The sequence below is a fragment of the Pseudomonas sp. R11F genome (assembly GCF_050312575.1).
GTDB classification, from domain to species: Bacteria; Pseudomonadota; Gammaproteobacteria; order Pseudomonadales; family Pseudomonadaceae; genus Aquipseudomonas; species Aquipseudomonas palleroniana.
In genome coordinates this window covers 132,249-154,459 of sequence record NZ_JBNPJU010000037.1, presented here as the reverse complement: position 1 = coordinate 154,459, position 22,211 = coordinate 132,249, and the positions used below count along the sequence as shown (strand labels likewise).

Genomic DNA, 22,211 nt, shown 5'->3' with positions numbered 1-22,211 from the left:
CGCGGGCAAGCCCCCTCCCACACCCGAGCAAATGTGGGAGGGGGCTTGCTCCCGATAGTCGCGCAGCGACTTACTGGATGATCAGGTTGTTGAACAACAGGTCTTCCACCATCGGCTTACCGGTTTCGTCATTCATGACTTGCTGGGTCTGCTTCAAGGCTTCCTGGCGCAGTTTCTCTTTGCCTTCGACCGTGCTCATGGCCTCGTTGGTCTGCTGGGTGAACAGCGCCACCAATTGGTTACGAATCAATGCATCGTTGGCTTTGACCGCAGCAGCGGCTTCAGGCCCGGTCACACGCAGCGCGATGTCGGCCTTGTACACCTTGAGTTTCGCCGTACCGTCCAGGCCGTAGTTGCCCACGAACGGCGGCGTCAGGCTGATATAGCTGACCTTCGGCGCCTCGCCTTCTTTGGCTTCTTCGGCCTGGGCCGCCATCGGCAAGGTCAGGGCCAGCATCAACAGAATCCACGCTTTCACAGTTCAATCCTCACATTCGGTTGCCCGGTAGCATAACGCTAGCAAGGCTGAGCACAAGCTTATGGCGGCTTATCAGGCCCGGGCATGCTCGTTGACCCACCGGCGTACCCTCCTACACTTATCGGCCACGACGCCAAAAGGAATAGTCCGATGAAAGCTGTGCTGTGCAAAGCCTTCGGCCCCGCCGAAACCCTGGTGCTGGAAGAGATCGAGAGCCCGGCGCTCAAGAAGAACGAAGTCCTGCTGGACGTGCACGCTGCCGGGGTGAACTTTCCGGACACCTTGATCATCGAGGGTAAATATCAGTTCAAGCCGCCCTTCCCATTCTCGCCGGGTGGCGAAGCGGCAGGCGTCATCAGTGCGGTCGGTGAAAACGTCAGCCACTTGAAAGTCGGTGACCGGGTCATGGCGCTGACGGGCTGGGGCAGCTTTGCCGAGCAGGTCGCTGTGCCGGGCTATAACGTGCTGCCGATTCCACCGAGTATGGATTTCAACACCGCCGCCGCATTCAGCATGACCTACGGCACCTCGATGCACGCGCTGAAACAACGCGCCCACCTGCAACCCGGTGAAACCCTGCTGGTGCTCGGTGCCTCCGGTGGCGTGGGCCTGGCGGCCGTGGAGATCGGCAAGGCCATGGGCGCCCGCGTGATCGCCGCCGCCAGCAGCGCCGAAAAACTGGCCGTGGCCAAGGCCGCCGGCGCCGATGAGTTGATCAACTACAGCGAGGCGAGCCTCAAGGAAGAAATCAAACGCCTGACCAACGGTAACGGCGTCGATGTGATTTACGACCCGGTGGGCGGCGATCTGTTTGATCAGGCCATTCGCTCGATTGCCTGGAACGGCCGCCTGCTGGTGGTGGGTTTTGCCAGTGGGCGCATTCCCGAACTACCGGTGAACCTGGCCCTGCTCAAGGGCGCGGCCGTGGTCGGGGTGTTCTGGGGCTCGTTCGCCCAGCGCCAGCCACAGGACAATGCGGCGAACTTCCAGCAATTGTTCACCTGGCATGGCGAGGGCAAGTTGAAGCCGTTGGTGTCGCAGGTGTACCCGCTGGAGCAAGCGGCTCAGGCGATCAATGACTTGGGGCAGCGCAAGGCAGTGGGCAAAGTGGTCGTCCAAACCCGCTAATCAACTTGAAATGCGGGCAAATGTGGGAGGGGGCTTGCTCCCGATAGCAGGGTGTCAGTCACTGTATTTATTGACTGACCCACCGTTATCGGGGGCAAGCCCCCTCCCACATTTTGATCTGCATTATTTCTAAGAAGCAGATTACGACCCACGCTTGTCTATTTGCGACATGTTCGTAAGAGAACATGCAATCGCTCCGTTTTCCTGTGTTTGCAGATCAGAGGCGATGCTATTTTCGGTAACGAAACTGTAACATTCGCATCCGCAGTCAAAACAAGAAATTTGGAGCTCTTGAATGTTTGCTTTCTTTCGTCCTGCCGCACACCAGGCACCCCTGCCTGAAGAAAAAATAGACAGTACCTACCGACGGCTGCGCTGGCAGATCTTCGCCGGTATCTTCTTCGGTTACGCCGGGTACTACCTGCTGCGCAAAAACTTCTCGCTGGCCATGCCCTACCTGATCGACGAGGGTTACACCCGTGGCGAACTGGGCCTGGCGATGTCGGCGATCGCGATTGCCTACGGTCTGTCCAAGTTCCTGATGGGCCTGGTGTCCGACCGCTCCAACCCTCGCTACTTCCTGACCTTCGGCCTGCTGGTCTCAGCGGGGGTGATGTTCATTTTCGGTTTCGCACCTTGGGCAACGTCCAGCGTAACCATGATGTTCATCTTGCTGTTCATCAACGGCTGGGCCCAGGGCATGGGCTGGCCACCCAGTGGCCGGACCATGGTGCACTGGTGGTCGCAGAAAGAACGCGGCGGCGTGGTGTCGGTATGGAACGTGGCGCACAACGTCGGCGGCGGCCTGATCGGCCCGCTGTTCCTGCTGGGAATGGCCTGGTTCAATGACTGGCACGCGGCGTTCTACGTCCCGGCCACCGTGGCATTGCTGGTGGCGGCCTTTGCCTTCATTACCATGCGCGACACGCCGCAATCGGTGGGCCTGCCACCGATCGAGCAATACAAGAACGATTACCCGGAAGGCTACAGCGCCAGCCACGAAGAAGAGTTCAGCGCCAAGGAAATCTTCGTCAAATACGTGCTGCGCAACAAAATGCTGTGGTACATCGCCTTCGCCAACGTGTTTGTCTACCTGCTGCGCTACGGCGTATTGGACTGGGCACCGACGTACCTCAAGGAAGCCAAACACTTCGACGTGGACAAAACCTCGTGGGCGTACTTCTTCTACGAGTGGGCCGGTATTCCCGGTACGCTGCTGTGCGGCTGGATGTCGGACAAGATCTTCCGTGGCAATCGTGGCCTGACCGGCGTGGTGTTCATGGCGCTGGTGACCGTGGCGACCCTGGTTTACTGGCTCAACCCAGCGGGCAACCCGACCATCGACATGATCGCGCTGTTTTCCATCGGTTTCCTGATCTACGGCCCGGTCATGCTGATCGGCCTGCAGGCGCTCGAACTGGCGCCGAAGAAAGCTGCGGGAACCGCTGCGGGTTTCACCGGGCTGTTCGGTTACCTGGGGGGCTCGGTGGCGGCGAGCGCGGCCATGGGCTACACCGTCGACCATTTCGGCTGGAACGGTGGGTTTGTGTTGTTGGTAGGCGCGTGCCTGCTGGCCATCGCGTTCCTGGTTCCTACGCTGTGGCATACCAACAGCGTCAGCGAAGCGCGATCAGCTACCGCTTGAGCAATCCTTGGTACAACGCTTGAGCCGCGCCTCCAGATTCTTATCTGGCATGGCGTGGCTACGCAGGGCGTTCACGGTCTGCTCGACATAATCGCGAGTGGTGCCGTAACGCCCGCAAGCGCTTTGCAGCACATGATTGAGTACGATATCCGGCAAGTTTCCGGCATAGCTGGGCAAATGCCGCTCCAACACAAACCCCAGCGCCTGCACCTGATTGCCATCTTCCAGGCGGCAACTGAGCCAGTGCGGCCGGTACGAGGGGTAGGGCATTTCGCGCTGCCATAAGGCGTACAACGACGCTTCCAATTGGTCTTCCGGCAAACGGTAGGCAAACCCGCTGCAGGAACCCCCGCGATCCAGGCCAAACACCAACCCCGGCAATTCCGGCGTGCCACGGTGCTCGTGAGACCACAGGTACAGGCCGCGGTGATAACCGTGGACCCGCGCCCGCACCCGCTCGGTCGACGAACATTCAGGACGCCAGATCAGCGAACCATAAGCAAATAGCCAGACCGGCCCTCCCTTATGCCGAGCCATAGTGGCCTGCATGGAGCTCATCAATTGTTCGTGAGTCAGTTGCGGCCCCAGATCGAGCCGCGGAGGGTAAGCCAATTGCAAAAGATCGGTTTCAATGGCGGTCATGGCGAAAAACAGTGCGCCCCCTGTGTATTACCAGTTGTAAGCAACTTTACCGTAATAAAACGCGCCGCTGTAACCGTACGGCGAAAAAGTGCTGTAGGCGAGATTGCCGCCGCTGCTGGCGTACGCGTTGACCTTCTCCGGGTATTTGTCGGTGATGTTGTCGCCGCCCAGGGTGAAGGTCCAGTTCTTCAACTTGTAGTCCGCCGAAAGGTCGAGCACCCAGGCGGCCTTGAAGGTCTGGTCGTTGACCTTGTCCGCCTGGTAACTGGTGAACTCGCCATAGCGCACCAGGTTGCTGTGCAGTGCCCAGTTGCCATAGGTGAAATCGTTGCCCAGGCTCAACTTGTGCTGCGGTGTGGTATCGCCGAGCAAACCGATGCGCTCACGACGATCGACCCGCACCAGGTTGGCTCCCAGGCTGTCCAGGATCGCCGGGTTGGCTTTCACGTCAGTAACCTGGGTGTGGTTGTAGTTGTAGCCGACGGTGCTGTTCCAACGAATGCCGTTATCGAACAGGTAGCGATAGTTGGCCACCAGGTCGACGCCGTCGGTGCTGGTGTCGGTGGCATTGGTGAAGTAACGGGCGCTGGTGTAGTTGATATTGCCGACACCGTTGGCTTGCAGGTACGCGATGGTCGCCGGGTTCAGGTTGAGGTTGGAGGACAGACTGATGCGGTCGCGGATATCGATGCGGTAGACGTCGAGCGTCACGGTCAGGTCATCGGTCGGCTCCAGCACCAGGCCGAGACTGTAGTTGCGCGATTTCTCGGGCTTCAGGTCTTCAGCACCGAGCAAGCGGGCGACTTGGCTGCTGGCCGGAAAGGTGCCGGCCTCCTGGATAGTGCTGCCGATCAGTTGCGACGAGGTGTAGGCAAAGTTCTGTTGGGCCAGGGACGGCGCGCGGAAGCCGTTGGAAAGGCTGCCGCGCAAGGCCACTTGCGGGGTGAAGTCATAGCGGGCCGACAGCGAACCGCTGACGTTGGAGCCGAAGTCGCTGTAATCCTCATGCCGCACGGCGGCCGAGGCGCTGAGTTTTTCGGTGAAATTGGTTTCCAGGTCCAGGTATTGGGCCCAGTTATGACGAGAGGTGCTGCCGGCGTCGGCATCGCGGAACCCACCTAAGCCCGAACTGCCGGTCTGATAGTAGGACGCCGGCTCGCCCGCTTCGATTTGATAACCCTGGCGCAGGTATTCGCCACCCAAGGCCACCGAGACAGGATAGGGCAAGAACCCCACGTCGAACTCACGCGACAGGTCCAGGCTGACTTGGCGCTGGTCGTTGCTCAGGGTGCCGTTGTTGAATTTGCGCGGCGTGGCCAGGCCAAGGGAGGTGTTGATGGTTTCGGTCCCCAACTCGTACTGGTTCTTGCCGTAGTTGGCCGACAGGTCGTAATGCCAGTCATAGGCCAGCAAGCCGCGCAAGCCCACGACCAGTGAGGTGTCTTCCAGGTTGCCTTTGATCAACGGCAGGTAGCCATTAGGGTTGAGCGCCGCAATGTTGTTGGACGCATTGCTCGCCCGGTAAAACGCAGCCGTCTCGCCGCGCCGCTTGCTGTAGCCGCCAAAGCTATAGAGTTCGGCCGCATCGCTGAACGCATATTCGCCGTTGAACTGGAACTTGCCTTCATCCGTGGCCGGTTCGCCCTGGCGGAACACTCGTTGGCCATAGGTCGTGGAGCCTACGCTGGCGGGGCGAAAATCGTTGCCGGCGCGGTTGGTGTAATCGTTGTCGGCCCCTTCGCCCGAGAGATTGATAAAGCCGTTATCGCCCAGCGCCAGCCCGGTGTTGCCGCTGAGGTTGCGCTGGATGCCATCACCTTTTTTGTATTGGCCGAACTTGCTGGAGATCGAGCCGCCGTGGTCGGCGTGCTTGAGGATTACGTTGATCACCCCGGCAATCGCATCCGAGCCGTAACGGGCGGACGCGCCATCGCGCAGCACTTCGATATGGTCTACCGCCGACAGCGGGATCGCATTCAAATCCGCCGGCGCAGAACCACGCCCCACGGCACCGCCGAGATTGACGAAAGCGCTGGTATGCCGCCGTTTTCCGTTGACCAGCACCAGGACTTGATCCGGCGACAGCCCACGTAACTGTGCCGGGCGCACCAGTTCGGCACCGTCCACCAGGCTCGGACGGGGGAAGTTGATCGATGGAATCAACCGTGCGAGTACCGCGCCCAACTCATCGGAGCCGGTGCTGCGCAGGGCTTCGCCGGAAATCACATCGACAGGCGACAGCGATGCGCTGGCGGTGCGCTCTTGGGCGCGGGTACCGGTGACGATCACGGTATCGAGTTTCGGTGCCTCGGCGGCGGCTTCGGCCGCGTGGACTGGATTAAATCCCACAGCGGTCAGCAAATTGGCCGACAAAAGTGCTGTGTACAACCTGTACGTCTTGTAGCTCCCCATACCGCTCCCCTTGGAATCTACTCGGAACTTCAATGCTCTGAGTTCTGACGATCGATCCGGCTGGCGGGCGGTGGCGGTCATTTATTGGTTATTGGCAGAAAGTCGGTAGTCCGTTGCTTATAGCTTAATAAGATATTTCTTACTTAAAAAATACCGAAATTGCATAAGCATAGGCGACCTGATTGTCAGCTCAGGTTCAGGCCACGCAGGACGCCAACCGTCAAACTGTGGCGTTCAGCGACCCACCCTAGCCGCCCCTTCAAACGACTACCGAGGTCGAACCATGAAATATCTTATTACCGGTCTGCTGCTATTGGCGCCGGCTGCCACAACGCTGGCCAGCGAAGACGAAAAAGGTTTCTGGTACGCACAGACCAGCCTGTACACCCGGCATTTTTCACCGAATCCACAGCACAATAACCATCAGGATCTGATCAACCTGGAGCGTAACGAAGCGTCAGGGCGGGTGTATGGCGCAGCGACGTTTCGTAACTCGTTCAGTCAGCGCTCTTACTATGTCTACGCCGGCAAGCGCTACGATATTGCTCAATCACCGCTCTACGTGAAGTTGACAGCGGGCGCACTCCAGGGTTATCGCGGCCAATACCGCGATAAAATACCGCTCAACCGATTCGGCGTGGCCCCGGCGATCATCCCCTCAGTGGGCGTGCATGTCGGCCCGGTGGCCAGTGAGTTCGTGCTGCTGGGTTTCAATGCCGCAATGCTCACGGCCGGCGCGCGTTTTTAAGGGCGGGGTGCGTAGGCAAATACGTCGGCACGCATCTGGTGTGCATCCATGCCGGCCTCGACCAGCGCATCCAAAGTGCCATAGATCATGGCCGGAGAGCCGCTGGCGTAGACATGGACGGCCTTGAGGTCGGCAATGTCTTCACACACGGCTTCATGCAACAACCCGCAACGCCCTTCCCAGCCGCACAGATCGCTGACCACTTTGTGCAGGAACAGGTTGGGCAGTTGCTGCCACTGTGGCCAGTGTTCGATTTCGTAGAAGTCTTCGGGTCGGCGCACGCCCCAATAGAGATGTACCGGGTGCTTGAAGCCAGAGGCGCGGCAATGCTCGATCAGGCTGTGCATCTGCGCCATGCCGGTACCGGCGGCGATCAACACCAGCGGCCCGTCGGGCAACTCGGCCAGGTGAGTGTCACCAAATGGCAGTTCGACGCGAGCCATCTGGTTACGCTGCAACTGGTCCAGCAGGTTGCGGGCGCTGTCTTCGCGCGCCAGTACATGCAGCTCCAGATCGCGCCCGGCGTGGGGCGCTGAAGCCAGGGAGAATGCCGATTTCTCGCCGTTCTCCCGCTCGATCATCAGGTACTGGCCGGCGTGGTAACGCACCGCCTTACCGGCCGGCGCACGCAGGCGTACACGCCACACATCGCCGCCCACCTCCACGCACTCGCTCAGCTGGCACGACAATTTGCGCAACGGCAACTCTCCCGGCGCCAGCACGCCATCCCACAACACAATGCAATCTTCCAGCGGTTCTGCGATGCACGTGTAGAACTCACCGTGGTCACGCACCTCACCGGCCTGCCGCACGCGGCCCTCCACCAACAGCGCCGCACACACATGGCACACGCCATTGCGACAGGCCTGAGGGCACTCATAGCCGAGGCGGCGCGCGCCTTCGAGGATTCGCTCGCCAGGGACCAGCTCCAGCACGGCGCCGGAAGGTTGCAGGGTTACACGCATCAATCTATTCCCAATTCTTTCCAGATCGCATCGACACGGGCAGTGACGGCCTCATCCTTGACGATTACTCGGCCCCACTCGCGGGTGGTCTCACCCGGCCATTTGTGGGTGGCATCCAGCCCCATCTTCGAACCCAGGCCCGATACCGGCGAGGCGAAGTCGAGATAGTCGATCGGCGTGTTGTCGATCATCACCGTGTCGCGCTTGGGGTCCATGCGCGTGGTGATGGCCCAGATCACGTCGTTCCAATCGCGGGCATTGATGTCGTCGTCGGTGACGATAACGAACTTGGTGTACATGAACTGTCGTAAAAACGACCATACACCCAGCATTACCCGCTTGGCATGCCCTGGGTATGACTTCTTCATGGTCACAACGGCCATGCGGTACGAACAGCCTTCCGGCGGCAGGTAGAAGTCGGTGATCTCCGGGAATTGCTTTTGCAGGATCGGGACAAACACTTCGTTCAATGCCACGCCGAGAATGGCCGGCTCATCCGGCGGACGGCCGGTGTAGGTGCTGTGGTAGATCGGCTTGATCCGGTGAGTGATGCGCTCCACGGTGAACACCGGGAAGCTATCGACTTCATTGTAATAACCGGTGTGGTCGCCGTAGGGGCCTTCATCGGCCATCTCGCCTGGATGAATCACGCCTTCAAGGATGATTTCCGCGGTGGCTGGTACTTGCAGGTCATTGCCACGGCACTTCACCAGTTCGGTACGGTTACCGCGCAGCAGGCCGGCGAACGCATATTCGGACAGGCTGTCAGGCACCGGGGTCACGGCGCCCAGGATGGTGGCCGGGTCAGCGCCGAGGGCCACGGAAACAGGGAACGGTTTACCCGGGTGTTTTTCGCACCATTCACGGTAATCCAGGGCGCCGCCACGATGGCTCAGCCAGCGCATGATGACCTTGTTACGGCCGATCACTTGCTGACGGTAGATGCCGAGGTTCTGACGCTCCTTGTTCGGGCCTTTGGTGACGGTCAGGCCCCAGGTGATCAGGGGGCCGACATCGCCGGGCCAGCAGGTCTGCACCGGGAGCATGGCCAGGTCGACATCGTCGCCTTCGATGACCACTTCCTGGCAGACCGCGTCCTTGACCACTTTGGGGGCCATGGCGATGATCTTGCGGAAGATCGGCAGCTTCGACCAGGCATCTTTCAAGCCCTTCGGCGGCTCGGGCTCCTTGAGGAAGGCCAGCAGCTTGCCGATCTCGCGCAACTCGCTGACCGACTCGGCGCCCATGCCAAAGGCCACGCGCTCGGGCGTGCCGAACAGGTTGCCGAGCACCGGGATATCAAACCCGGTCGGGTTCTCGAACAGCAGCGCCGGGCCCTTGTTACGCAAGGTGCGGTCGCAAATCTCAGTCATTTCCAGCACCGGCGAAATCGGCATCTGGATACGTTTCAACTCTCCGCGCTGCTCAAGTTGCTGCACGAAATCCCGAAGATCCTTGAATTTCATTAACCATGCCACCCGTAAAATAGGCGTACATCCTACCTGCTCTGAGGGCGGCTGGCAGCTTATTGCACGCCATTATCCGTCACGGCAGAGGCATGCGACGCGTTGAACAAGGGTTCGAGGAACGCCTCGACAAACCGCGCGCCCACATCCGAGAGGTGATTGTCGTCGGTGTACAAGGAATGCCCCTCAAGTTCGACGCCGCACCATCCCCCGGCGTCGCACAGCCTGGAGGCCGGGTCCAGCAACATGACACCGGAGTCCGCCTTGGCAAGCTGCTCGAACACATCATTGATATAGGCTTGACGCTGGAGGTGATCCGCGACAGGCATGCCTTCTCTATCCGTCGGTCGCCCCAGCATTGCCAGGCGACTCAGACGATAAGGCGCGCTGAAGGGCAGCAGCGGCACCTCTTTGACCAACCACACCCGATGGCCGCCGGCGCGCAGCCGCTGGACTTGTGCACGCACAGCAGCGGCAAAAAGCTGCTCGGCGACAGCACGGTCATACTTGCCGGTCGCCGGGTCGTGAATCGAGGCGCCGGTATCACCGGAGTGTTCGCCATAGATATAGAGGCTCCAGCGCGCGGCCAGAACCACGTCACTGAACGCCCCCTGCTCCAGCACTTCGGCGACGCGCTGATTGAACGCCTGGCATCCCGGTGTGCTTTCCTTGCGGTAGAACGGCGTACAACCTGAATACCCGGCCTGGGTAATGCTCAAGCCGTACCTGCTTGCGCCATCCTTGAGTGCGGGAATCAAGGCCGAAGCATGACTGTCGCCCCAAACCAGAACACGGCTGGTGGAGTCCGGGCCAAAATGACATAGCTCTCGATGATCGTTTTTCTTGTCATCCGACAGGCAATTCATCAGTTTAGGGCTCCAGACCCGCGCCTGGGCGAACTGCAACGCCTTCGGCGATAGCCGCCAAGGCGCGCCGTCCGTCCAGGTCATGCTTTTGCCGACAAGCCCCAGGCCGACCAACCCGATAACCGCCGCAACCAGAATTGAGCGCCGCCCCGCCAACAGCCGCTTCTCACGAAACGGCGCCTCGACGAAACGCCAGGACATATAACCCAAGACCATACTCAAACCCAGCAATCCGCCAAGTTCCCATGCCGCCAGACCATCAAGGCTGGCGTATTTGCCATAGACCAGCACAGGCCAATGCCACAGGTACCACGAGTAGGAGATCAGCCCTATACCCACCATCACCCGGCTGCCCAGCAATTGCCCGACCAGTGTGACTTGCTGGCCGTTGGCCCAGATCAGCCCTACCACGCCCAATACCGGCAACAGCGCGGCAGCCCCCGGAAAATCCGTGGTGGCGTCATAACCGAACACCGCCACCAGGATCAGGGCCAGGCTGGCAAGACTGATACCTTGAGCCAATATTGGGCTTGCTCGATATGCCCGCAGCGGCATCACCGCCAGCAGGGATCCGGCCAGCAGCTCCCAGGCCCGCATGGGCAGCAGGTAAAAAGCTTTTTCTGGATAACGGGGCAGTGTCCAGACACAGGCGGCAAAGGACGCCAGCGCCAGGACCAACAAAGCCATGCGCCAGCGCTTTACCTGACTCGAGAGCAACGTCAGTAACAGCGGAAAAACAATGTAGAACTGTTCTTCAACCGACAGCGACCACGTATGCAGCATGGGCTTCATATCGGACGCTACATCGAAGTAGCCATCCTGGCGCATGAAAAACAGGTTTGAGATGAAAATTACCTGGTTGTGAATCGAACGCCCCAGTTCCTCGTAGTCCTTGGGCGCCAGCAGGAACCAGCCCACAACCACTGCCGTCAGCATCATCACGCACAGCGCCGGCAGGATACGTCGGGCGCGCCGGGCCCAAAAATCCACAAAGCTGAAACGCCCAGCTTCACGCTCGCGCCAAATGATCGTAGTGATCAGATAACCGGAAATCACAAAGAAAACATCAACACCGACAAAGCCGCCAGTGAAGCCCGGCACGCCGAAATGAAACAGCACGACCGCCAGCACTGCGATGGCACGTAACCCGTCAATGTCTCGTCGATAAGCAAGGGTGGTCATAAATCAGTGAGCCAGTCAGGTAAAAAGTACAAAGATTAACAATGAAAGAGATTTTTGTGTTTCTTAACTGACACGTTCACGATGAAAAGCTCCCTTTCTCGATAAAAAAAGGCGCCCCTGGGGGCGCCATTCTTTCAGACCTGAAACGTCGTATTACTTACGCTTCATCGACAAGAAGAACTCGTCGTTGGTCTTGGTGGTTTTCAGCTTGTCGACCAGGAACTCGATGGCGGCGACTTCGTCCATCGGGTGCAGCAACTTGCGCAGAATCCACATGCGTTGCAGTTCGTCGTCGGCGGTCAGCAACTCTTCACGGCGGGTGCCGGAACGGTTGATGTTGATCGCCGGGAACACACGTTTCTCGGCAATACGACGGTCCAGGGGCAGTTCCATGTTGCCGGTACCCTTGAACTCTTCGTAGATCACTTCGTCCATCTTCGAGCCGGTTTCAACCAGCGCGGTGGCGATAATGGTCAGCGAGCCGCCTTCTTCGATGTTCCGCGCAGCGCCGAAGAAACGTTTCGGTTTCTCCAGGGCGTGGGCATCGACACCACCGGTCAATACTTTGCCGGAGCTTGGGATCACAGTGTTGTAGGCACGGGCCAGACGGGTGATGGAGTCGAGCAGGATCACCACGTCTTTCTTGTGTTCAACCAGGCGCTTGGCCTTCTCGATCACCATTTCGGCAACCTGCACGTGGCGGGTTGGCGGCTCATCGAACGTCGAGGCGACCACTTCGCCGCGCACGGTGCGCTGCATTTCAGTCACTTCTTCCGGACGCTCATCGATCAACAGCACGATCAGGTGAACTTCAGGATTGTTACGTGCGATGTTCGCTGCAATGTTCTGCAGCATGATGGTCTTACCGGCTTTCGGCGGTGCGACGATCAGACCACGCTGGCCTTTGCCGATCGGGGCGCACAGGTCGATTACACGACCGGTCAAATCTTCGGTGGAGCCGTTACCGGCCTCCATCTTCATGCGCACAGTCGGGAACAGCGGGGTCAGGTTCTCGAAGAGAATCTTGTTTTTCGCGTTCTCGGGACGATCGAAGTTGATCGTGTCGACCTTGAGCAGGGCGAAATAACGCTCGCCTTCCTTCGGAGGACGGATCTTGCCAACGATGGTGTCACCGGTACGCAAGTTGAAGCGACGGATCTGGCTCGGCGAGACATAAATATCGTCAGGGCCGGCGAGATAGGAAGCGTCTGCAGAGCGGAGGAAGCCGAAGCCGTCCTGGAGAATCTCCAGCACGCCATCACCGGAGATTTCCTCGCCGCTTTTCGCGTGCTTTTTCAGCAGGGAGAAAATCACGTCCTGCTTGCGCGAACGGGCCATATTTTCTATGCCCATCTGTTCGGCCAATTCGAGCAGTTCGGTAATCGGCTTTTGCTTGAGTTCAGTCAGATTCATATAGGAATGACGTAATCATTTATGGAGGGGGGAAATTAAGCTTTTGGCTTAATGAGGCCGCGCCGCAGAGAAGGCGACAGGATCGCGTACTAATCGAAAAGGAATGCGTCGGCGACGGCTTGCAGGGGGCAGTGGAGAAACCAGTGCGGGGCCGAATGTACCACCTGAGTTTCGGAGCGTCTAGCCCTGTTTAACGAAAAAGCCCCGCGATTTGCGGGGCTTTTTTCACGACGCTTAGATGTTTGCGTCGAGGAAAGCTTGCAACTGGGACTTCGACAGCGCGCCCACTTTAGTAGCCGCAACCTCACCGTCCTTGAACAGCATCAGGGTCGGGATACCACGTACGCCATGCTTGGCCGGGGTTTCCTGGTTGTCGTCGATGTTCAGCTTGGCAATGGTCAACTTGCCTTCGTAAGTGGTTGCAATGTCGTCCAGGACCGGAGCGATCATTTTGCAAGGGCCGCACCATTCAGCCCAGTAGTCAACCAGCACCGGGCCTTGAGCCTTGAGTACTTCGGCCTCAAAGGTCGCGTCGGTGACGTGCTTGATAAGATCGTTGCTCATGGATGTCTCCGGATTGTAAGCAAAAAAAACGTTGCCCATCATAGCCGCCCTTCCCCCGTTCAGGAAGCCGCCTCTGATTGAGTCTTCCTATGACGGCGCATGAGTTTGGGTATAGCCCAACTCACGGCGCTACCGGGGTGACGAAGGCGATACCGGTACGCAACGCCGCGTTGCGCACGTGCTCCTGCATGCTTTTCTGCGCCGCCGCACTGGCGCGCCGCGCCAGGGCACGCAGGATCCTGCGGTGCTCCTGCCAGGTTTCCATGGCACGCTCCGGCCGGATGAACGGTAGCTTCTGGCTTTCCAGGAACACGTCGGCGCTGGCGCTCAGGATGCTCACCATCGCCTGGTTACCACTGGCCAGCAAGATGCGTTGATGGAATTCGAAGTCCAGCCGGGCGGCGGCTTCAAAGTCTCCCGACTTGAGCACCTTGCGCATCGCCTCAAGGTTATCTTCCAACGTGTCCAGTTCATCAATCGTCAACATGACCGCCGCCAACCCCGCGGCAAACCCTTCAAGGGCATAGCGCAATTGGAAGATATCCAACGGCGTGGCCTGGGCGGCGAAGGGCCAGGCAAACCCCGGGGTCTCCTGTACCTCTTGAACGAACACGCCTTTACCTGGCTGCACACTGACCACGCCCAAGGCACTCAAGGATGACAACGCCTCACGCAACGAGGCTCGACTCACGCCCAACTGCACCGCCAGGTCGCGTTGGGACGGCAGCGCATCACCGGCGGCGAAGCCCTGCTCCTTGATCAGTTTGCGGATGGCCTGCAGGGCCGCTTCCGGTACGGCTTGGGCGATGGAATTCATAGAAGACTCAAGGTTCCAGAGAGCTGAGCGGCTAGTTGTAAAGCTATTCGCAGCCCTCGGCAAGCCACGCCCCAAAGGGGCTCGCGCGGTTTTGGCAGCGCTCGAAAAGGGTGCGAAACGCCAGCTGACTGTTCAGACCAGTAAGACCACGAGACTCAACAAACTCCAGCGTTCCAGAGCATTGGCAGTGTCATGGCATGGGCCGTGCAATAGCTCCAGACAGAACATTCCCCCGTCTCTTCCGGAGAGTTGCCATGACCAAGCGCTACAGCGCCCTGCTCACTGCCTTGTTTGCCAGCCTGATGCTGGGCCAGGCACCCGCCCAGGCCAACGGTCTGGACGATATCGTTGCCCGCGGCACCCTCAAGGTCGCCGTACCCCAGGATTTCCCCCCCTTCGGCTCGGTTGGTCCCGATATGAAGCCTCGCGGCTTGGACATTGATACCGCCAAGCTGGTGGCCGACCAGCTCAAGGTCAAGCTGGAGCTGACCTCGGTCAACAGCACCAACCGCATCCCGTTTCTCACCACCGGCAAGGTCGACCTGGTGATTTCCAGCCTGGGCAAGAACCCCGAGCGAGAAAAAGTCATCGATTTCTCCAAGGCCTACGCGCCGTTCTACCTGGCCGTGTTCGGCCCGCCTGACGCGCCCATCAGCACCACCGACGACCTCAAGGGCAAGACCATCAGCGTGACCCGCGGCGCCATTGAAGACATCGAGCTGACAGCCGTGGCGCCCAAGGAAGCCACCATCAAACGCTTCGAAGACAACAACTCGACCATCGCTGCCTACCTTGCCGGCCAGGTCGATCTGATCGCCAGCGGCAACGTGGTGATGGTGGCGATCAGCGAGCGCAACCCGAAACGCGTGCCGGCGCTGAAGGTGAAACTCAAGGACTCGCCGGTGTATGTGGGGGTGAACAAAAACGAGCCGGCCCTGCTGGAGAAGGTCAATCAGATTCTGGTCGCGGCCAAGGCTGACGGCAGCCTGGAAAAGAACGCGATGCAATGGCTCAAAGAGCCGTTGCCTGCCGATCTCTGAAGCGGAGCTGATCCATGGCCTATCAATTCGACTTTGTGCCGGTGCTGGCCAATACCGATCTGCTGTTGCGTGGCGCCTTGTTCACCCTTGAGCTGACAGCCATCGGCGCAATCCTGGGGGTGGCCCTGGGCACAGTCGGTGCCGTGGTGCGGGCGTGGAAGATTCAGCCATTTGCCTGGCTGTTCGGTGTGTATGTCGAGTTGATCCGCAACACGCCGTTCCTGGTGCAGTTGTTTTTCATCTTTTTCGGCCTGCCGTCCCTGGGGCTGAAAATCACCGAGTGGCAAGCCGCCGTGCTGGCAATGGTGATCAACCTGGGCGCTTACTCAACCGAGATCATCCGCGCCGGTATCCAGGCCATCCCTCGCGGGCAACTGGAAGCCGCCGCCGCGCTGGCAATGACGCGCTTCGAAGCGTTTCGCCACGTGGTATTGCTGCCGGCGCTGGGCAAAGTCTGGCCGGCCCTGAGCAGCCAGATCATTATCGTGATGCTCGGTTCGGCGGTGTGTTCGCAGATCGCCACCGAGGAACTCAGCTTTGCCGCCAACTTTATCCAGTCGCGCAACTTCCGAGCCTTTGAAACCTATGCCCTGACCACCTTGGTCTACCTGTGCATGGCACTGATGATTCGTCAGTTGCTCAACTGGATCGGTCGCCGATTTGTGATGAGGAACAGCCGATGAGTGATTTTTCCTTCTGGGATATCGTGCGCAACCTGGCCACCGGCCTGCAGTGGACCTTGATATTGTCGCTGGTGGCATTCATCGGCGGCGGCGTGATCGGCCTGCTGGTCATGACGATGCGTATCAGCCGCAAGGCCTTCCCGCGCAATGTCGCCCGTACCTACATCGAACTGTTTCAGGGCACGCCGCTGCTGATGCAACTGTTCCTGGTGTTTTTCGGCATCGCCCTGCTCGGGGTGGATATCTCACCGTGGCTGGCGGCGGCGATTGCCCTGACCCTGTTCACCAGCGCCTACCTCGCTGAAATCTGGCGCGGCTGCGTCGACTCCATCGCCCATGGGCAGTGGGAAGCGTCGGCCAGCCTGGCGCTGAACCCGCTTGAACAACTGCGCTACGTCATTCTGCCCCAGGCCCTGCGCATTGCAGTGGCCCCCACCGTGGGTTTCTCGGTGCAAGTGGTCAAAGGCACCGCCGTGACTTCGATCATCGGCTTCACCGAATTGACCAAGACCGGCGGCATGCTCGCCAACGCCACCTTCGAGCCCTTCATGGTCTATGGCCTGGTGGCCCTTGGTTACTTTTTGCTCTGCTACCCCTTGTCCCTCAGTGCGCGCTACCTGGAAAGGAGACTGCATGCCTCTGCTTAGAATTTCCGCCCTGCATAAGTATTACGGCGACCATCATGTACTCAAGGGCATCGACCTGACGGTGGATGAAGGCCAAGTGGTAGCCATCATCGGCCGCAGCGGCTCGGGTAAATCCACCCTGCTGCGCACCCTCAATGGTCTGGAGTCCATTAACGATGGCGTGATCGAAGTCGATGGCGAGTACCTGGACGCCGCCCGCGCCGACCTGCGCAGCCTGCGACAGAAAGTCGGCATGGTGTTCCAGCAATTCAACCTGTTCCCGCACCTGACGGTCGGTGAGAATGTGATGCTGGCACCCCAGGTGGTGCAGAAAGTGCCCAAGGCCAAGGCGGCACAACTGGCCCGCCAGATGCTGGAGCGGGTCGGCCTTGGGGAAAAATTCGACGCATTCCCCGATCGCCTCTCTGGCGGCCAACAACAGCGAGTAGCGATTGCCCGTGCCCTGGCCATGTCGCCCAAAGTGTTGCTGTGTGACGAGATAACCTCGGCCCTCGACCCGGAGCTGGTCAATGAAGTACTCAGCGTCGTGCGCCAACTGGCCAAGGACGGCATGACCTTGATCATGGTGACCCACGAAATGCGCTTTGCCCGGGAAGTCGGCGACAAGCTGGTGTTCATGCACCAGGGCAAGGTGCATGAAGTGGGCGATCCCAAGGTGTTGTTTGCCAACCCGCAAACCCCGGAGTTCGCCAATTTCATCGGTTCAGTGGAACAGCCGGACTGACCAGTTCGAAATTGCCCTGGCTTTCCAGTACCGTCTGATAGCGCACCTCAAAGGCATCGGCAGGCAGGTCAGTGTCGACATCGACCTGGGCCGTCAGCCTTTTGCCCAATGCTCGTGCCATCAGGACCTGGCCCGGTAACAACTGCCCGCGAGTGGCCTCACCGAGCAGGTGTGCCAGCCCCCAATCGACGGCGCGCCCATCCATCAGGGCATGCTTGAGACTCAGCCGCAGGCGCCCCTGTTGCCCGAACCGGAAACCTCGCCCATCTGCCGCGCCAATGAATCGCAACGCGATGGCCGAAGGCTCTGCACACAGCACGCTCAAGTGCAGCGTGCGCGAACCGAGCGTCACCGTCGGGCTTTCGCGCAACGCCTCGCGGTGAACAACGCCATAGTCGATGCGCGACTGGCTCAGCGAGAGCCGACAGTGCCCGAACGCCCTGGGCCACCGATACCGTGCAGAACAGTGCAAGCCCCATGCATTTCAGCTTAACGGCCATGGCACACCGCCGAGGCTGTCTCGTAGAACTTGTCATTGTCGGGCTGGGCATTTACGGCAAGGTCCAACACACACGAGGAAGAGTCCGACAAGGAAACCCGCAAATCTTGCGCGTCGTTAAGGTCGTTCAGGAAAATCATGCCCTCTCCCACCACACTGGTCAGAAAACGATTGTGCTTGTCGAAGACCGCAGCACCCTGGGGCAGAGGTCGACCTTGTGAGTCACTGGCAGTCAGCAGGACGCGGCGCACTTTGACCACCTCGAACGCCACGGTATTGACCGACCCTCGCCCGGCCGCGAGCACCTGGGTGCCGTTCTTCAAGTCAACACGCTTGGGCAAGGACCGGGTCTGAACTTCAAGACGGCTGCTGGTGTACGCGGGCAAGCCAGGGATCACCGCCTGCCCTTTGAAATCGGTCCACACCGGCCCCTGCGGGGTGTCGATTCTTGCAGCGCCGATGTCGCCCACCGAGGCGATCCCAAACGTGTCCTGCACGGTGTAAGGCGAGAATGTCAGCCCGCCGGCGTGGGCCACGACGCCCCCTTGCAACTGCCCTGTATAGCTACTGCCCTGGGCATCTCGGCTGACCCCCAGACCGAGTCGGGTATAACGGGGCGTCAGGTCCACCTGGCCACGAACCGACTGCTCCCGATTACTGAGGTCACGCTCGGTGCCCACCTCGTAACGCACGTAGTCATTGACCCGCTCACTGAACGCAGTGCCGGCACGGGCCTGATTCCCACGCCGGCTGACGTAACTGTTTACACGGCGCTCGCCACCCAGGGGCATGCTGACCTGCAGTCGCACGGACAAGTCATTGTCCAGGTCACGCTCACGGCGGCGGTCATCGCGCCCGGCGTCATGGCGGGACTGAGAGCCACCCACCTGTGAATCAGCGACCAATGCCACATCGGCGTAGCGGAACGACTTGTTCCAGGCAGCAAACACATGCTCGGCGGTTTGCCCGTCAAATTGAGCACTGCGGGTATAGCCCAGGGAGAACACTCCCAACGTAGGTTCAACCCAGCTCACACCCGCCGTGTACTGATGCTTGAAGCGCGACCCCAGCTCATCGGCCGTGGTTCGGCGGCCCGCTTCAACGACCTCGCGGTAACCCCGGGTCTGCTGGGTCGAACTGAGGTTGAGATCAACGTTGGCGGCCACCGGGCTGCTTACGGTGACGCTGCTGCGCGAGCCGGATACCGCGTTGCGACTGTCCCGGGACAGGTTATGACGTGCCCCGACGGAAACCCGCTGGAAAAATACACTGCTCAGCGTACCGCCGGCCGCCCCGTATTCAGCGGTGCCCAACACACCGAACCCGGCTGACGAATCGCGCCCCACACCCCAAGTGCCACTGCCCATGGCGACGACGGGCGATGGCGCCTCATCCAGCGTGTTATCCCGTATCTTGCCGAGGGAAAAATAGTAACCGGGCGCAGCCGGCGCAGCTCCCGCGAAAGAGGCCGCGGGCACCACGAAGTTGCGCTTGGCGCCACGCACATCGATGACGCTGACCTCCAGGTCGCTGGTACCGTTGAGCAGAGGCAAGCCCGTAAACCTGAAAGGCCCTTCAGGCACCAGCGTGCTGTGGATCAAGACGCCCGACTGACGCACCTCAATTCGCGATTGGCTTTGGGCCAGCCCCTCCACCACGGCGTTGTTGCTGCCTGCCGGCGCTCGCGACTGGCCATCAGGAGAAAACTGCACACCCGATAACTGGATACCGCCAAACAGCGGATTATTCGTGGAAATCTGGCCGGCCTGGAAAGTCGACTGCAGTGCAGCGATGTCCCGCTGGGCGTAAGCATAGAGATGCTCGGTTCGGGCGTTCCCGTTGTCGGATACATAGAATTGACGACTGCGAACAATCCAATCGCCCAAGTTGAAACCTGCCTCGGTATAGGCCGAAACGAATCGGCTCGGCCCGCTGCGCGAGCGGCTGTCAAACCCCTGCACGTCATAGTTGAACAACGCCGCGGCGCCGCCTCGGGAAAAGTCTGCGGCTTCCCATTGCGGCTCACGCAGTGATTGAGTGGGTACCACCAGCGCCACTTCATTGCTGCCGGGCCGAAGCCGCACCATCGTCGTCGGGAAGGCGCCAAGGAAATCATGGCAGGCCGCACTCGAGGCGTCGCCTTCACGGACAAGACCGGCGGGCTTCACCAAGCCTGCTTTATCCAGCAAGCCCGGGGTAAAACACAGCTGCCCTTGTGCGTCGAACTGCGCATCCACCAACCCAAGCGGGTTTCCATTGATCCGCAATCCCACCACATGCACACCTTCGCGAAAACGCGCGGCACTGCGAAAGTAGTCGGAAACCTTCGGATCAATACCGTGCGTGGTCAGCGCCGCCAAGTCGAAACCTTCCCCCAGCTCCAGTGCGGGGACGAGGCCGGGCAAGCTCCATAGCGTCGCAACCCCCACAAACAGGCTGGGTCGCCTGGGCCATAACGATGCGACAAGTCTGTTACTCGATGTCATGGGTCAATCAACCCCACTGACATTGATAAGGGCCCGATAGCTGTCCGCCGAAAACCCATAGACCGTGGCCGGTTGAATCTCGACCTCAGTCAAGCCCTCTAGCCCGCCGTCAACCCTCACCGTCAGGGTTTCACCCGGCAAAATGTAGGTCCGTGGCAAAGTAGCCGCAGACCTTCGTGGCAGCAATTGCACCTCCGGCGCAAGGCGCACCACATAAAGGCTGTCGTTGTGAACGGTGAGGCGCTCCCCCGCCTGTACCCACTTCAGCAGTTCCCAAGGAGTTTGATGTACCGGCAGGTCTCGCGGATGCAGGATCAGCGGTAAATTCTGCCGCAGGGTGATACCAATGGTCGCACCACCCGCCGCACGTGCCTGGGGAATCCCCTCGAAGGTCACTCGCTTCAGCCGCTGGGCCTGGAGTGGCGCCTCAAGGGTACTGATGAAACGCACCAACTGAGTCTCACCGGCCTCCACACGCGTAATGGGCGGTGTAACAATCAATAGCGGCTCAGGATCTTCCGGTATGTTTTCAATGACCGAATGCAGCAGCGCCGGCGTCGCATCGGTATTTTTTATATTGATGGTGGCTTCGCCCTGCGCTTCATAAAGCACAACCACTGTAGTTTCCGGCAACATACCGTCCGCAGTTGCAACGCCGATAAAACACAAGAACAACCCTGCATATAACAACCACGAATGACTTACTACTGAAAGACTGGGCACTCAGTACGCTCCACGACAGGGAAGTGACAATTGATAAACTGAAATCCACTTAGAAACAGCCGACAAGAAACGAGTCAGTTTCCTGATCGGCTGTATTCCAGTCGCTTAGATGTAGCTCAGTTCAAGTGTCGCGCGCCCATCCAGGGTAATGTCGCGACTCAGGTCCAGATCCTGGCCTTTATTGATCACCGCCCTGACAGCGATAGTCCCGGTCAGTTGTGCGACCGGAGCGGGAACGGCAGTGACGCCGGATCGCCAGGAGTATTGGGTAGGCGACTGCGCGACTTTTCCGTCACTGTTCTGCCAGGCACCGGCGCCGATACGCATGATGGGGTTGAGCACAACGGCCGAAGCCCTGAGATCCTTCAGGGTGACGGCAAAACCGCCGGTCTTGCGGCCAGACACAAGGCCCAGGCCAAAGTTATGCGTCTCGGTATAGCCCGCGCCAAGCGTATTCAGGATGCCAGGCACCTTGCTGCCGGCCTGCAGGTCGACAAATTTCAGCCCGAACTTGGCGGGCGTGGTACCGCAACTGACGGTCAGCGGGGTAGTCCTTTCCGCAAGCGGATTGAATGCCGTCGGGAGCAGTTGACCCGAAGGAATTTCGCCGTAGTTGATAATGCCGCCGCCGGTCATGCTGAGGTTACACGCCGCCGGTTTGATCGTACCCCTGACGATCAGCTCGGCAGTAGTGGAAGCCTGTGCATTGAGGGTTGCGGCCAGGCAAGCGATACCAAGAGTCAATCCAACAATTTTTTTCATATTCAACCTGTCACAAAAAGTTATCAGGTGTATTTATTTTTCTTTACAAGACAAGCCATAAATAAATAACACCACGGCAAAATTGCCGAGTGACAGTCTGTTCGCTTGGTAGTTGACTAAAGAATAAGACGGCACCTCAATTATTGTGGGAGCGGTAAAAAGAAACTGTCAGCGTGGAAACCTCCAACGGTAGGTTCAACTAACATAAGGAATAAAAACTGCACGCCTGGATTGTAGGCAAAATCATAATCGGACTTAAAACCTACACTAGTTAAATATCCTACGCCGCCCCAGAAGCACCTCTACAAAAGCCTGGAAAGA

At 59.4% G+C, this 22,211-nt stretch carries 20 protein-coding genes; 7 read left to right on the top strand and 13 right to left on the bottom strand.

Annotated features, from left to right (window positions below):
* Nucleotides 1–70: 70 nt before the first annotated feature.
* A complete protein-coding gene (locus tag ACQRBV_RS10400) occupies nucleotides 71–478 on the bottom strand; it encodes a flagellar basal body-associated protein FliL (RefSeq protein ID WP_060753572.1) in 408 nt (135 codons plus the stop codon).
* Between the two features lie 150 nt (nucleotides 479–628).
* Between ACQRBV_RS10400 and ACQRBV_RS10395 the strand changes: the two genes are divergently transcribed.
* On the top strand, nucleotides 629–1,606 hold the full coding sequence (locus ACQRBV_RS10395) for an NADPH:quinone oxidoreductase family protein (RefSeq protein WP_161550265.1): 978 nt from the start codon (nucleotides 629–631) through the stop codon (nucleotides 1,604–1,606).
* Nucleotides 1,607–1,901: 295 nt separating this feature from the next.
* A complete protein-coding gene (glpT, locus tag ACQRBV_RS10390; protein WP_060753574.1) occupies nucleotides 1,902–3,251 on the top strand; it encodes a glycerol-3-phosphate transporter in 1,350 nt (449 codons plus the stop codon).
* On the opposite strand, the gene ACQRBV_RS10385 is transcribed toward glpT, so the two are convergent.
* Entirely contained in the window at nucleotides 3,237–3,893 is a 657-nt protein-coding gene (locus ACQRBV_RS10385) for a gamma-glutamylcyclotransferase (RefSeq protein WP_060753575.1), read from the bottom strand. The genes glpT and ACQRBV_RS10385 overlap by 15 nt on opposite strands.
* Before the next feature lie 27 nt (nucleotides 3,894–3,920).
* The gene (locus tag ACQRBV_RS10380) at nucleotides 3,921–6,305 is read right to left on the bottom strand and encodes a TonB-dependent receptor plug domain-containing protein (RefSeq protein WP_411984936.1); all 2,385 of its coding nucleotides are present in this window, start codon (nucleotides 6,303–6,305) and stop codon (nucleotides 3,921–3,923) included.
* A 283-nt stretch (nucleotides 6,306–6,588) separates the two neighbouring features.
* On the opposite strand from ACQRBV_RS10380, the gene ACQRBV_RS10375 reads away from it, so the two are divergent.
* Nucleotides 6,589–7,053, top strand: coding sequence for a sn-glycerol-3-phosphate transporter (locus tag ACQRBV_RS10375; RefSeq protein ID WP_411984935.1), 465 nt, complete (start codon nucleotides 6,589–6,591; stop codon nucleotides 7,051–7,053).
* Here ACQRBV_RS10375 and ACQRBV_RS10370 read toward each other — a convergent pair.
* The 6 genes from ACQRBV_RS10370 to ACQRBV_RS10345 all read right to left on the bottom strand — a co-directional run bounded on the left by ACQRBV_RS10370 (nucleotide 7,050) and on the right by ACQRBV_RS10345 (nucleotide 14,326).
* Nucleotides 7,050–8,018 (bottom strand): CDP-6-deoxy-delta-3,4-glucoseen reductase, encoded by a 969-nt coding sequence (locus ACQRBV_RS10370; RefSeq protein ID WP_060753578.1) that lies wholly within the window; start codon nucleotides 8,016–8,018, stop codon nucleotides 7,050–7,052. The two genes, ACQRBV_RS10375 and ACQRBV_RS10370, sit on opposite strands and share 4 nt — an antisense overlap.
* On the bottom strand, nucleotides 8,018–9,484 hold the full coding sequence (ubiD, locus tag ACQRBV_RS10365) for a 4-hydroxy-3-polyprenylbenzoate decarboxylase (RefSeq protein WP_104994984.1): 1,467 nt from the start codon (nucleotides 9,482–9,484) through the stop codon (nucleotides 8,018–8,020). Before ubiD ends, ACQRBV_RS10370 begins: the two co-directional genes overlap by 1 nt.
* A 59-nt stretch (nucleotides 9,485–9,543) precedes the next feature.
* Entirely contained in the window at nucleotides 9,544–11,532 is a 1,989-nt protein-coding gene (locus ACQRBV_RS10360) for an acyltransferase family protein (protein WP_411984934.1), read from the bottom strand.
* Between the two features lie 153 nt (nucleotides 11,533–11,685).
* Nucleotides 11,686–12,945 (bottom strand): transcription termination factor Rho, encoded by a 1,260-nt coding sequence (rho, locus tag ACQRBV_RS10355; RefSeq protein WP_003206716.1) that lies wholly within the window; start codon nucleotides 12,943–12,945, stop codon nucleotides 11,686–11,688.
* A 234-nt stretch (nucleotides 12,946–13,179) separates the two neighbouring features.
* Nucleotides 13,180–13,509: a thioredoxin TrxA gene (trxA, locus tag ACQRBV_RS10350; RefSeq protein WP_060753581.1), complete on the bottom strand. Its 330-nt coding sequence runs from the start codon at nucleotides 13,507–13,509 to the stop codon at nucleotides 13,180–13,182.
* Nucleotides 13,510–13,630: 121 nt separating this feature from the next.
* Nucleotides 13,631–14,326, bottom strand: a complete 696-nt coding sequence (locus ACQRBV_RS10345) for a FadR/GntR family transcriptional regulator (protein WP_090368050.1) — start codon at nucleotides 14,324–14,326, stop codon at nucleotides 13,631–13,633.
* A 254-nt stretch (nucleotides 14,327–14,580) separates the two neighbouring features.
* Between ACQRBV_RS10345 and ACQRBV_RS10340 the strand changes: the two genes are divergently transcribed.
* The 4 genes from ACQRBV_RS10340 to ACQRBV_RS10325 are packed head-to-tail and all read left to right on the top strand — an operon-like array spanning nucleotide 14,581 to nucleotide 17,420.
* Nucleotides 14,581–15,366, top strand: a complete 786-nt coding sequence (locus tag ACQRBV_RS10340; RefSeq protein ID WP_411984933.1) for a transporter substrate-binding domain-containing protein — start codon at nucleotides 14,581–14,583, stop codon at nucleotides 15,364–15,366.
* A 14-nt stretch (nucleotides 15,367–15,380) separates the two neighbouring features.
* The gene (locus ACQRBV_RS10335; RefSeq protein ID WP_058426445.1) at nucleotides 15,381–16,049 is read left to right on the top strand and encodes an amino acid ABC transporter permease; all 669 of its coding nucleotides are present in this window, start codon (nucleotides 15,381–15,383) and stop codon (nucleotides 16,047–16,049) included.
* Nucleotides 16,046–16,696: an amino acid ABC transporter permease gene (locus tag ACQRBV_RS10330; protein WP_060753584.1), complete on the top strand. Its 651-nt coding sequence runs from the start codon at nucleotides 16,046–16,048 to the stop codon at nucleotides 16,694–16,696. The genes ACQRBV_RS10335 and ACQRBV_RS10330 overlap by 4 nt, the downstream gene beginning before the upstream one ends.
* The gene (locus ACQRBV_RS10325) at nucleotides 16,683–17,420 is read left to right on the top strand and encodes an amino acid ABC transporter ATP-binding protein (protein WP_060753585.1); all 738 of its coding nucleotides are present in this window, start codon (nucleotides 16,683–16,685) and stop codon (nucleotides 17,418–17,420) included. Before ACQRBV_RS10330 ends, ACQRBV_RS10325 begins: the two co-directional genes overlap by 14 nt.
* Here the strand turns inward: ACQRBV_RS10325 and ACQRBV_RS10320 are convergent.
* The 4 genes from ACQRBV_RS10320 to ACQRBV_RS10305 form a co-directional block, all read right to left on the bottom strand.
* Nucleotides 17,392–17,892, bottom strand: coding sequence for a hypothetical protein (locus ACQRBV_RS10320; protein WP_411984932.1), 501 nt, complete (start codon nucleotides 17,890–17,892; stop codon nucleotides 17,392–17,394). The two genes, ACQRBV_RS10325 and ACQRBV_RS10320, sit on opposite strands and share 29 nt — an antisense overlap.
* A 17-nt stretch (nucleotides 17,893–17,909) precedes the next feature.
* Nucleotides 17,910–20,405: a fimbria/pilus outer membrane usher protein gene (locus ACQRBV_RS10315; protein ID WP_411984931.1), complete on the bottom strand. Its 2,496-nt coding sequence runs from the start codon at nucleotides 20,403–20,405 to the stop codon at nucleotides 17,910–17,912.
* Between the two features lie 3 nt (nucleotides 20,406–20,408).
* The gene (locus ACQRBV_RS10310) at nucleotides 20,409–21,128 is read right to left on the bottom strand and encodes a fimbria/pilus chaperone family protein (RefSeq protein ID WP_104994991.1); all 720 of its coding nucleotides are present in this window, start codon (nucleotides 21,126–21,128) and stop codon (nucleotides 20,409–20,411) included.
* Nucleotides 21,129–21,233: 105 nt separating this feature from the next.
* Nucleotides 21,234–21,890, bottom strand: a complete 657-nt coding sequence (locus ACQRBV_RS10305; RefSeq protein ID WP_104994992.1) for a DUF1120 domain-containing protein — start codon at nucleotides 21,888–21,890, stop codon at nucleotides 21,234–21,236.
* Nucleotides 21,891–22,211: the final 321 nt, after the last annotated feature.

What these genes read in the sequence shown, in the direction of transcription:
- ACQRBV_RS10345 (WP_090368050.1), bottom strand. Translation starts at nt 14,326, where the DNA reads ATGAATTCCATCGCCCAAGCCGTACCGGAAGCGGCCCTGCAGGCCATC.
- ACQRBV_RS10305 (WP_104994992.1), bottom strand. Translation starts at nt 21,890, where the DNA reads ATGAAAAAAATTGTTGGATTGACTCTTGGTATCGCTTGCCTGGCCGCA.
- ACQRBV_RS10335 (WP_058426445.1), top strand. Translation starts at nt 15,381, where the DNA reads ATGGCCTATCAATTCGACTTTGTGCCGGTGCTGGCCAATACCGATCTG.
- glpT (WP_060753574.1), top strand. Translation starts at nt 1,902, where the DNA reads ATGTTTGCTTTCTTTCGTCCTGCCGCACACCAGGCACCCCTGCCTGAA.
- ACQRBV_RS10315 (WP_411984931.1), bottom strand. Translation starts at nt 20,405, where the DNA reads ATGACATCGAGTAACAGACTTGTCGCATCGTTATGGCCCAGGCGACCC.
- ACQRBV_RS10340 (WP_411984933.1), top strand. Translation starts at nt 14,581, where the DNA reads ATGACCAAGCGCTACAGCGCCCTGCTCACTGCCTTGTTTGCCAGCCTG.
- ACQRBV_RS10325 (WP_060753585.1), top strand. Translation starts at nt 16,683, where the DNA reads ATGCCTCTGCTTAGAATTTCCGCCCTGCATAAGTATTACGGCGACCAT.
- trxA (WP_060753581.1), bottom strand. Translation starts at nt 13,509, where the DNA reads ATGAGCAACGATCTTATCAAGCACGTCACCGACGCGACCTTTGAGGCC.
- ACQRBV_RS10370 (WP_060753578.1), bottom strand. Translation starts at nt 8,018, where the DNA reads ATGCGTGTAACCCTGCAACCTTCCGGCGCCGTGCTGGAGCTGGTCCCT.
- ACQRBV_RS10330 (WP_060753584.1), top strand. Translation starts at nt 16,046, where the DNA reads ATGAGTGATTTTTCCTTCTGGGATATCGTGCGCAACCTGGCCACCGGC.
- ACQRBV_RS10380 (WP_411984936.1), bottom strand. Translation starts at nt 6,305, where the DNA reads ATGGGGAGCTACAAGACGTACAGGTTGTACACAGCACTTTTGTCGGCC.
- ACQRBV_RS10360 (WP_411984934.1), bottom strand. Translation starts at nt 11,532, where the DNA reads ATGACCACCCTTGCTTATCGACGAGACATTGACGGGTTACGTGCCATC.
- rho (WP_003206716.1), bottom strand. Translation starts at nt 12,945, where the DNA reads ATGAATCTGACTGAACTCAAGCAAAAGCCGATTACCGAACTGCTCGAA.
- ubiD (WP_104994984.1), bottom strand. Translation starts at nt 9,484, where the DNA reads ATGAAATTCAAGGATCTTCGGGATTTCGTGCAGCAACTTGAGCAGCGC.
- ACQRBV_RS10385 (WP_060753575.1), bottom strand. Translation starts at nt 3,893, where the DNA reads ATGACCGCCATTGAAACCGATCTTTTGCAATTGGCTTACCCTCCGCGG.
- ACQRBV_RS10375 (WP_411984935.1), top strand. Translation starts at nt 6,589, where the DNA reads ATGAAATATCTTATTACCGGTCTGCTGCTATTGGCGCCGGCTGCCACA.
- ACQRBV_RS10395 (WP_161550265.1), top strand. Translation starts at nt 629, where the DNA reads ATGAAAGCTGTGCTGTGCAAAGCCTTCGGCCCCGCCGAAACCCTGGTG.